8 protein-coding genes are annotated in these 7428 nt (G+C 37.7%); all 8 read left to right on the top strand.

What is annotated here, in order from left to right:
- Window positions 1-405 precede the first annotated feature (405 nt).
- The 8 genes from HT678_RS09815 to HT678_RS09785 all read left to right on the top strand — a co-directional run bounded on the left by HT678_RS09815 (window position 406) and on the right by HT678_RS09785 (window position 7348).
- Window positions 406-1113, top strand: coding sequence for a 2-C-methyl-D-erythritol 4-phosphate cytidylyltransferase (locus HT678_RS09815; protein WP_000638489.1), 708 nt, complete (start codon window positions 406-408; stop codon window positions 1111-1113).
- Window positions 1114-1117: 4 nt separating this feature from the next.
- The gene (locus HT678_RS09810) at window positions 1118-2140 is read left to right on the top strand and encodes a ribitol-5-phosphate dehydrogenase (RefSeq protein ID WP_000609870.1); all 1023 of its coding nucleotides are present in this window, start codon (window positions 1118-1120) and stop codon (window positions 2138-2140) included.
- Window positions 2141-2156: 16 nt separating this feature from the next.
- Window positions 2157-3026 (top strand): choline kinase LicA, encoded by an 870-nt coding sequence (gene licA, locus HT678_RS09805; protein WP_023938622.1) that lies wholly within the window; start codon window positions 2157-2159, stop codon window positions 3024-3026.
- Entirely contained in the window at window positions 3016-3894 is an 879-nt protein-coding gene (locus HT678_RS09800) for a DMT family transporter (RefSeq protein ID WP_023938621.1), read from the top strand. The genes licA and HT678_RS09800 overlap by 11 nt, the downstream gene beginning before the upstream one ends.
- 11 nt (window positions 3895-3905) lie before the next feature.
- Window positions 3906-4595, top strand: a complete 690-nt coding sequence (locus HT678_RS09795) for a CTP--phosphocholine cytidylyltransferase (RefSeq protein ID WP_020902399.1) — start codon at window positions 3906-3908, stop codon at window positions 4593-4595.
- A gap of 87 nt (window positions 4596-4682) precedes the next feature.
- Complete coding sequence (dprA, locus tag HT678_RS09790) at window positions 4683-5531, top strand: DNA-processing protein DprA (protein WP_031222470.1); 849 nt, start codon at window positions 4683-4685, stop codon at window positions 5529-5531.
- A 595-nt stretch (window positions 5532-6126) separates the two neighbouring features.
- Window positions 6127-6252, top strand: coding sequence for a hypothetical protein (locus tag HT678_RS11795; RefSeq protein WP_031233629.1), 126 nt, complete (start codon window positions 6127-6129; stop codon window positions 6250-6252).
- 52 nt (window positions 6253-6304) lie between these two features.
- Window positions 6305-7348 (top strand): TIGR00341 family protein, encoded by a 1044-nt coding sequence (locus tag HT678_RS09785; protein ID WP_007284808.1) that lies wholly within the window; start codon window positions 6305-6307, stop codon window positions 7346-7348.
- Window positions 7349-7428 lie beyond the last annotated feature (80 nt).

Here is a 7428-nt window from a genome sequence, read left to right as displayed (position 1 = left end):
TTAGTCAAGTAATATAGCACGACCTGAACGAAGTTCAGCGAGCGTCTTTAGACGCCGCTGGAGAGAAACGGCTTATAGCCGGTGTACAAGCCACCCGTTTTCACGGGTGGTTATGACTTTCATTGAGTATAAGTCAAGTAATCACTTTGAAGTTTCAAAGCTTACTTTTAAGTTTTCTTTAAGAAAACTATATTATTCTGAAGAACTCTAAAATTTCACAGCCATTTATTAGCAATGACTACAGAATTCCTGGTCATTACTAGAAATGGACTAGTTTCTTTGAATAATAGAACTCCTTAATCCTTCTATTCTAGAACGGGAGGGCCGGTATTTCTTTCATGATAGGACTAGATTGTGGTATAATAGAGAGAATAAGTTTTTTTAGTAAGACAAAGGAGAAAATAGATGATTTATGCAGGAATTCTTGCTGGTGGAACTGGCACACGCATGGGAATCAGTAACTTGCCAAAACAATTTTTAGAGCTAGGTGATCGACCTATTTTGATTCATACAATTGAAAAATTTGTCTTGGAACCAAGTATTGAAAAAATTGTAGTTGGGGTTCATGGAGACTGGGTTTCTCATGCAGAAGATCTTGTAGATAAATATCTTCCTCTTCATAAGGATCGTATCATCATTACAAAGGGTGGTGCTGACCGTAATACGAGTATTGAGAAAATCATTGAAGCTATTGATGCTTATCGTCCGCTTACTCCAGAGGACATTGTTGTTACCCACGATTCTGTTCGTCCATTTATTACACTTCGCATGATTCAGGACAATATCCAACTTGCCCAAAATCATGACGCAGTGGACACAGTGGTAGAAGCGGTTGATACTATCGTTGAAAGTACCAATGGTCAATTCATTACAGATATTCCAAATCGTGCTCACCTTTATCAAGGACAAACACCTCAAACATTCCGTTGCAAGGACTTCATGGACCTTTACGGTTCTCTCTCTGCTGAAGAGAAGGAAATCTTGACAGATGCATGTAAAATCTTTGTGATCAAAGGAAAAGATGTGGCCTTGGCTAAGGGCGAATACTCAAACCTAAAAATCACAACAGTAACAGATTTGAAGATTGCAAAAAGTATGATTGAGAAAGACTAGTAAAATGATTAATCAAATTTATCAACTAACTAAGCCTAAGTTTATCAATGTCAAATATCAGGAAGAGGCTATTGACCAAGAGAATCATATCCTCATCCGCCCTAACTATATGGCTGTCTGTCATGCGGATCAGCGTTACTACCAGGGAAAACGTGACCCCAAGATTTTGAATAAAAAGCTTCCAATGGCAATGATTCACGAGTCATGTGGAACCATCATTTCTGACCCGACGGGAACCTATGAGGTTGGGCAAAAAGTTGTCATGATTCCCAATCAGCCTTCTATGCAGAGCGATGAAGAATTCTATGAGAACTACATGACAGGGACCCATTTCTTGTCTAGTGGTTTTGATGGCTTTATGAGAGAGTTTGTTTCTCTCCCTAAAGATCGTGTGGTGGCTTATGATGCTATCGAAGATACGGTTGCAGCCATTACAGAGTTTGTCAGTGTTGGCATGCATGCCATGAATCGTCTATTGACCCTTGCTCATAGCAAGCGGGACCGAATCGCCGTTATCGGAGATGGAAGTTTAGCATTTGTGGTTGCCAATATTATCAACTATACTTTGCCAGAAGCAGAGATTGTGGTTATTGGTCGTCATTGGGAAAAGTTGGAACTTTTCTCTTTTGCCAAAGAATGCTATATTACGGATAATATTCCTGAAGATTTGGCCTTTGACCATGCTTTTGAGTGTTGTGGTGGTAATGGTACTGGACCGGCTATAAATGACCTGATTCGCTACATTCGTCCTCAAGGAACGATTCTCATGATGGGAGTTAGCGAATATAAAGTCAATCTCAATACTCGCGATGCCTTAGAAAAGGGCTTGCTCTTGGTTGGGTCCTCTCGTTCTGGTCGCATCGATTTTGAAAATGCAATCCAAATGATGGAAGTTAAGAAATTTGCCAATCGTCTTAAAAATATCCTTTATCTAGAAGAACCTGTAAGAGAAATTAAAGATATTCACCGTGTCTTTGCGACCGACTTAAACACAGCCTTTAAAACCGTGTTTAAGTGGGAAGTATAAGTGCTGGAGGTTAATTGTGGAGAAAATCATTAAAGAGAAAATTTCTTCCCTACTTAGTCAAGAAGAGGAAGTCCTCAGTGTTGAACAACTGGGGGGAATGACCAATCAAAACTATTTGGTCAAAACAACAAATAAGCAATACATTGTTAAATTCTTTGGTAAAGGGACAGAAAAGCTTATCAATCGACAAGATGAAAAGTACAATCTTGAACTACTAAAGGATTTAGACTTAGATGTAAAAAATTATCTTTTTGATATTGAAGCTGGTATCAAAGTAAATGAGTATATCGAATCTGCGATTACACTTGATTCAAGGTCAATCAAGACCAAATTTGATAAAATTGCTCCAATATTACAAACCATTCATGCTTCTGGTAAGGAATTAAGAGGAGAATTTGCTCCTTTTGAGGAAATCAAAAAATACGAATCCTTGATTGAAGAGAAAATCCCTTATGCCAACTATGAAGCTGTTCGAGAAGAAGTCTTTTCTTTAGAGAAAAGACTGGCTGACTTAGGTGTTGACAGAAAATCTTGTCATATCGATTTGGTGCCTGAAAACTTTATCGAATCACCACAAGGACGACTTTATCTGATTGACTGGGAATATTCATCAATGAATAATCCAATGTGGGATCTGGCTGCCCTCTTTTTAGAGTCTGAATTCACTACCCAGGAGGAAGAAGCCTTCTTGTCTCACTATGAGAGTGACCAAACACCGGTTTCTCGTGAAAAGATTGCCATTTATAAAATTTTACAAGACACTATTTGGAGTCTATGGACTGTCTATAAGGAAGAGCAAGGTGCAGATTTTGGTGACTATGGTGTGAATCGTTATCAAAGAGCTGTTAAAGGTTTGACTTCTTATGGAGGTTCAGATGAAAAGTAAAAACGGAGTTCCTTTTGGTCTACTCTCAGGTATTTTCTGGGGTTTAGGTCTAACAATTAGTGCTTACATCTTTTCAATTTTTACAGATTTGTCGCCCTTTGTTGTGGCTGCAGCTCATGATTTTTTGAGCATCTTTATCTTACTAGCTTTTCTTTTGGTAAAAGAAGGGAAAGTTCGCCTTTCAATTTTCTTAAATATTCGCAATGTCAGTGTGATCATCGGAGCCTTGCTAGCAGGCCCTATCGGTATGCAGGCCAATCTTTACGCAGTTAAGTATATCGGAAGTTCCTTAGCTTCATCTGTATCGGCTATTTACCCTGCGATTTCAGTTTTATTGGCTTTCTTCTTTTTGAAGCACAAGATTTCGAAAAATACTGTGTTTGGGATTGTCTTGATTATTGGAGGGATTATTGCTCAAACTTATAAGGTTGAACAGGTTAATTCTTTCTACATTGGGATTCTTTGTGCTTTAGTTTGTGCTATTGCATGGGGAAGTGAGAGTGTTCTTAGCTCTTTTGCCATGGAAAGTGAATTGAGTGAAATCGAAGCCCTCTTAATCCGTCAAGTAACTTCATTCTTGTCCTATCTTGTGATTGTGCTCTTCTCTCATCAGTCATTTACTGCAGTAGCCAATGGACAATTGCTAGGTCTCATGATTGTTTTTGCAGCCTTTGATATGATTTCCTACTTGGCTTATTATATCGCTATCAATCGCTTGAAACCAGCCAAGGCTACAGGCTTGAATGTGAGCTATGTTGTTTGGACTGTCTTATTTGCAGTTGTTTTCTTAGGTGCACCACTAGATATGCTGACCATTATGACGTCACTTGTCGTCATTGCTGGAGTTTATATTATTATTAAAGAATAAAGGAGATTCGTGTGAAAGCCATTATCTTAGCAGCGGGATTGGGAACTCGCTTGCGTCCTATGACTGAAAATACCCCTAAAGCCTTGGTTCAGGTTAATCAAAAACCTTTGATTGAATACCAAATTGAGTTTCTAAAAGAAAAAGGGATCCATGATATCATCATCATCGTTGGTTACCTTAAAGAACAATTCGATTACTTGAAAGAAAAATATGGTGTTCGTCTCGTTTTCAATGATAAATACGCTGACTACAATAACTTTTACTCTCTCTATCTTGTAAAAGAAGAATTGGCTAACAGCTATGTTATTGATGCTGACAATTATCTCTTTAAAAATATGTTCCGTAATGATTTGACACGTTCGACTTATTTTAGTGTTTATCGTGAAGATTGTACCAACGAATGGTTCTTGGTCTATGGAGATGACTACAAGGTTCAAGACATTATTGTTGATAGCAAGGCAGGTCGTATCCTTAGTGGTGTATCCTTCTGGGATGCTCCAACTGCAGAAAAGATTGTCAGCTTTATCGATAAGGCCTATGCAAGTGGCGAATTTGTTGATCTCTACTGGGACAATATGGTTAAGGATAACATCAAAGAGCTAGATGTCTATGTTGAAGAATTAGAAGGCAATAGCATCTATGAGATCGATAGTGTCCAAGACTATCATAAATTAGAAGAAATTCTTAAAAACGAAAATTAAAGATTCCAACATCTGACTAAAATAGTCGGATGTTTTTTGATTTTTTTACGAATAGATAGATGAGTAGAAAAAGAAATGGAGTTATTTATGAAAATCACAAACTATGAAATCTATAAGTTAAAAAAATCAGGTTTGACCAATCAACAGATTTTGAATGTCCTAGAATATGGTGAAAATGTCGATCAAGAACTGTTGTTAGGTGATATTGCAGATATATCAGGTTGCCGAAATCCAGCTGTTTTTATGGAGCGTTATTTTCAGATAGACGATGCGCATTTGGAGAAAGAGTTTCAAAAATTTCCATCTTTCTCTATTTTAGATGACTGTTATCCTTGGGATTTGAGTGAAATATACGATGCGCCCGTGCTTTTATTTTACAAGGGAAATCTTGACCTCCTGAAATTCCCGAAGGTAGCGGTCGTGGGCAGTCGTGCTTGTAGCAAACAGGGAGCTAAATCAGTTGAAAAAGTCATTCAAGGCTTGGAAAATGAACTGGTTATCGTCAGTGGTCTGGCCAAGGGCATTGACACAGCAGCTCATATGGCAGTTCTTCAGAATGGCGGAAAAACCATTGCAGTGATTGGAACAGGTCTGGATGTATTTTATCCTAAAGCCAATAAACGTTTGCAAGACTACATTGGAAATGATCATCTGGTTCTCAGTGAATATGGACCTGGTGAACAACCTCTGAAATTTCATTTTCCTGCCCGTAATCGCATCATTGCTGGACTTTGCCGTGGCGTGATTGTAGCAGAGGCCAAGATGCGCTCAGGTAGTCTCATTACCTGTGAGCGAGCAATGGAAGAAGGACGCGATGTCTTTGCTATACCTGGTAGCATTTTAGATGGACTATCAGACGGTTGCCACCATTTGATTCAAGAAGGAGCAAAATTAGTCACCAGCGGGCAGGATGTGCTTGCGGAATTTGAATTTTAAAAATGACCTAAGCTAGAATTCTGAGAAAAAATCAATTTCAAGATAAAATGAAGTAAATATCCCCACAATAAAATGCATCCTATCAGTTTTTTCAGCACTTGATATTATGCGTTTTTTCTAAGTGAATAAGTAGAGTGGAGGACTTTTCCCAGAGGAAGGAAAGCAATTTAGTGTAATTGAGAAAGGAGAGTTGCTTGTGACTAATCTTGGTCAGCTTATTATCAGGGAGCTGTATCGTCTCAAGTATTGCCAGTAGGGAAAAATAGAGCCTTCAAAAGTAGAGGTTGTAAGCGGTTTGTTAAGAAAGAATTCAAAGACCTTGACAGATAAAAATAAAATGGTTATTATAAAAAATGGTCTGAAATTGATGATGACACTCTTCGAAAATATTTTTACGTCAGTTCAGCTTTGCCTTGCTGTGTTTTGAGCAAGCTACGGTGAGCTTCCGAGTTTGATTTTCATTTATTAGAAATGAAACTGATGAGAGACATCAGTAGACATTTGCGTCAGGATATGATGGAAAATGATAAAAAGACCTCATGAGATTGGCATATCAGACTACTAAAGTATTGAGTTTGTTAGGATTTTATACTCAATGAAAATCAAAGAGCAAACTAGGAAGCTAGCCGCAGGTTGCTCAAAGCACTGCTTTGAGGTTGTAGATAAGACTGACGAAGTCAGTTACATATATCTACGGCAAGGTGAAGCTGACGTGGCTTGAAGAGATTTTCGAAGAGTATTAGCGACTAGTTAGCTGGGAAAGGAAGATATTTGTGACAAATAATAAACTGTATTCGTTGATAGAATTTAGAAATAAAATATATGAAGAATTAGAACTTTCCAGAAGTGATTTAGCGATTTTACTATGTGCCATGCTTATCGCCTCTATCGGATTAAATATGGATTCGACTCCCGTGATTATTGGAGCTATGTTAATCTCTCCTTTGATGACACCTATTCTGGGAGTGGGGCTCTCTCTAGCTATATTTGATTTTAAATTGTTAAGAAAATCTTTTAAAATATTAGCTATTCAAATTCTTGCCAGTCTAATAGCTTCAACACTTTATTTTTATCTTTCTCCCATTTCGTATGCTAGTTCGGAGATTGTTGCTAGAACCTCTCCGACTATTTGGGATGTTCTCATTGCTTTTGTAGGAGGGATAGCAGGTATTATTGGTGCTAGGAAAAAAGAGACCAATAATATCGTCCCTGGTGTAGCAATTGCAACTGCCTTGATGCCTCCTCTTTGTACAGTAGGTTATGCTATTGCTTCTGCTAATCTAAAATTTATCATAGGCTCCTCTTACCTATTCCTCATCAATTGTAGCTTTATTGTCATTGCGACTTATATAGGTGTTAGGTTGATGATGGTTAAGAAACATTATTTTAAAGATAATGAAGAAGACTCTAAAATGCGCAGGATTTTGCTTCTAGTTGCTGTTTTGCTGATGATTCCGAGTTTTATCTCTGCAACGACTTTAGTGAGAGAAACGTTGAAAAAAGAGTCCCTTAAGAAATTTATATCAGAGCAATTTCAGGGGCATAATATTTTGAAAAAAATCTATTCTAAAAAGACTCATACCCTAAAGCTAACCATTTCAGGAAATTATTTGACAGAAGAAGAACTCGATATGATTTCAAGTAAGAGAGGTGACTATGGTTTAAGTGATGTTTCTGTTCAAGTTTCCCAATTGTCTGATTCAGAACAACTTAGTAAAGAAGAACTGGTGGAGTATTTCTTCCAGTATATCAAGGATAAGGAAGCAAAAGAAAAGGAAAAAGCCAATAAATTTGATACAGAGTCTGAGGAACAATAATTTCTTGAGAATAGCTGGTTTTTCTCGTGAGTCTTCTATGTATATCAAAGGAAGATGCGGTCTTAAGCATAAAACTTTTC

The organism is Streptococcus sp. 3167, from assembly GCF_013277175.1.
GTDB classification, from domain to species: Bacteria; Bacillota; Bacilli; order Lactobacillales; family Streptococcaceae; genus Streptococcus; species Streptococcus pseudopneumoniae.
Note: the sequence above shows the minus strand (reverse complement) of the source record. Positions and strands in the feature narration are given on the sequence as shown.